Here is a 2,651-nt window from a genome sequence, read left to right on the forward strand (position 1 = left end):
CGCCCTGTCGCTGTCCCCCCCCGCCCCTCTCACGCGTTTTGCCCTCTGTTTTTTTAGGTGGCTCGGGCGCGGCTGGGGTCGCGCCGGCGGCGACGTTCTATCTCCGCGCGGCCCCCTCGACCGTCATGCCTGCCCGCGGCCGGGGCGCGGGTCAGGGCGGGGGCCAGGTGATGAGCGTGTGCCCCCAGGTCAGTCCCGCGCCGAACCCGGCGAGCAGCACCAGGTCGCCGGGGCCGATCCGGTGCGTCCGCACGGCGCGGTCGAGGGCGAAGGGGATGCTGGCGGCGCCGATGTTGCCGACCTCGTCCCCGACGATCGCCAGCTGCGCCGGGTCCAGCCCGGCGTCGGGGGCCAGCGCGGCGACCAGTCGCGGGTTGGGCTGGTGCGGGATGACCAGGGCCAGGTCGGCGGGCTTGACCCCGGCGGCCTCGGTCGCCTCGGCCACCAGCCGCGGGAAGATCGCGGTGATGAAGTCGCGGACGGCGCGGCCGTCCATGTGGATGGTGTGGCCGAGCGCGGCGAGGGTCTCGGCGGTGGCGGGCAGGCGGCTGCCGCCCGCGGGGATGAGCACGTCGTCCGCGCCCGAGCCGTCCGATCCGAGGGTGATGGGGCCGATGCCGTGCCCGGCCGGGGCGGGCCCGACGACCACGGCGGCGGCGCCGTCGCCGAACAGCGCGGCGGTGGCGCGGTCGCCGGGGTTGAGGAACCGCGAGTACACCTCGACGCCGACGACCAGGGCGTAGGGGGGCGCGCCGCGCTGGGTGGCCAGCCAGCCGATCGCGGTCTGAAGCCCGAACACGAACCCGGTGCAGGCGGCGGAGATGTCGAACGCGGCGGCGCGGCGGGCGCCCAGCATCGTCTGCACGCGGCAGGCGGTGGACGGGGCGATCACGTCGGGCGTGGAGGTGCCGAGCACGATCAGGCCGAGGTCGGCGGCGTCCAGCCCGGCGGCCTCCAGCGCCCGGCGGGCGGCGGCCGCGGCGAGGTCGGAGGCGGCCTCGCCTGGGGCGACGACGTGCCGCCGCCTGATCCCGGTGCGGCGCTCGATCCAGTCCGGTTCCAGGCCGAGCGAGCGGGACAGGTCGGCGCTGTGAGCGACGTCGCGGGGCAGGTGGGCGCCGGTTCCGCGGATGGCCCACCCCCGCCCGCCGTCCCGCGCCGCTCCGCTGTGGTCCGCCCGGTCCGGCCGGTGCGCGTCGGGCACGGTCATGCGGGGCCTCTTCCCATCACCGGACTGGCGGTTGTCAGTCCCATCCCATAAGTGAATAATCCCATTTCAGGGTTTTGGTCCATAACTGAGAGCTAAGCGGCCGTTGGCTAAAAGGAAAAGGCAGCCTTCCTTCCAGGTAAGGAGACCCCGCGTGCCCGCACCCCGATTCCGCCCGGCCGAACTGCTCGAACCCGACGACGTCTGCGCCTTCCTGTTCCCCGGCACCGGCTCCGCCGGGGTCCCCGACCTGCCCGCCCTCGCCCGCACCGGCGCCGGCGCCGCCCGAGCCGTCGCCGACGTCCTGGACGCCGTCCAGGAGGGCCTTCCCCCCAAGGGCTGGCCGCTCCTGCGCAAGATCCTCATGGACGATCCCGGCGGCTACCGGGAGGCCGCCCGCACCCCCGGCGTCGCCCAGCTCGCCGGCTACGCCGCGTCCGTGGCCGTCGACCGCGCCCTGCGCGCCCACGGCGTCCACCCCCGCTTCGCGGTCGGGCAGAGCTTCGGAGAGATCGCCGCGCTGGTGTGCGCGGGCGCGTTCTCCATCGCCGACGGCGCCCGCATGGGCGTGGCCGCCGTCGGCGTCCTGGCCCGGCACGGCGGGGGCGGCGGCATGGGGCTCCTGGAGGCCGGGGAGGACCGCACCCGCGCCTGCATCGACGCCGCCGGCGCGCCGGAGGTGGTCGTCGCGTGCCTGAACGCCCCGCAGGTCACGGTCGTGTCGGGACCCGACGGGCCCCTGGACACCGTCCTGGACACCGCGCGCGGCCAGGGCGTGAACGCCGTGCGGCTCGCGGTGCCCTACCTGTCCCACCACCCCGCGATGGCCGGCGCCGACGAGGAGTGGTACGCGATGATCCGCGGCTTCCCGCAGCGGCCCCTGGAGCTGACGGTACACTCGCCGGTCCGCGGCCGCGCCTACCGCGACGACGACGACCTGCACCGCGCCATGGCCGACTGCATCGTCAAACCCGTCCGGCTGCCGGACTCCCTGCGCGCCGTCCACGCGGCGGGCGCGACGGTCTTCACCGAGGCCGGCGCGGGCAACGCGCTGTGCCAGTGCGCGCGGCTGACCCTGCCGGACGCGCGGACGATGGCGCCGCTGCGCGACCGCCCCCGCCACGGCCTGACCGGCAAGGCCGCCCCCGGCGTCACCCCCTCCGGCGAGCGAAAGGACCCCTCGTGACCTCCGACGCCGACGCCCTGCGGCAGTTCGTGCACGGCTCCTCCCTCGACGCCAAGACGCGCGCGCGGCTGGAGGAGGCCGTCCCCGAGGAGTTCTTCACCGTCCCCGGCGGGCTCACCGCGCCCGACCGGCACGCGCTCACCTACGAGCGGCTGCGCCGCGCCGGGCTGGCCGCGCCGCCCGCCGGCGAGCTGCTGGCCGACCCGCCGGCCCTGTGCGCGCTGCTGGAGCGCGCCGCGATCGCCGACCCTCCGCTGT

2 protein-coding genes and 1 pseudogene are annotated in these 2,651 nt (G+C 76.3%); 2 read left to right on the plus strand and 1 reads right to left on the minus strand.

Annotated elements, in window-relative coordinates:
* Positions 1–151 precede the first annotated feature (151 nt).
* Positions 152–1,210: a 3-oxoacyl-ACP synthase III family protein gene (locus ABWI04_RS42375; protein WP_345187206.1), complete on the minus strand. Its 1,059-nt coding sequence runs from the start codon at positions 1,208–1,210 to the stop codon at positions 152–154.
* A 151-nt stretch (positions 1,211–1,361) separates the two neighbouring features.
* Between ABWI04_RS42375 and ABWI04_RS42380 the strand changes: the two genes are divergently transcribed.
* Together ABWI04_RS42380 and ABWI04_RS42385 are read left to right on the plus strand one after the other, a co-directional pair.
* Positions 1,362–2,393, plus strand: coding sequence for an ACP S-malonyltransferase (locus ABWI04_RS42380; protein WP_353835938.1), 1,032 nt, complete (start codon positions 1,362–1,364; stop codon positions 2,391–2,393).
* Positions 2,390–2,651, plus strand: a pseudogene (locus ABWI04_RS42385) (hypothetical protein); the annotation flags it as partial. The gene ABWI04_RS42380 and the pseudogene ABWI04_RS42385, both read left to right, overlap by 4 nt.

Origin of the sequence: Actinomadura sp. NPDC000929 (assembly GCF_040492065.1) — a bacterium.
GTDB classification, from domain to species: Bacteria; Actinomycetota; Actinomycetes; order Streptosporangiales; family Streptosporangiaceae; genus Spirillospora; species Spirillospora verrucosospora.

Bases quoted from the DNA above. Each gene is read 5' to 3' on its own strand.
- ABWI04_RS42375 (WP_345187206.1), bottom strand. From the start codon at position 1,210: ATGACCGTGCCCGACGCGCACCGGCCGGACCGGGCGGACCACAGCGGA.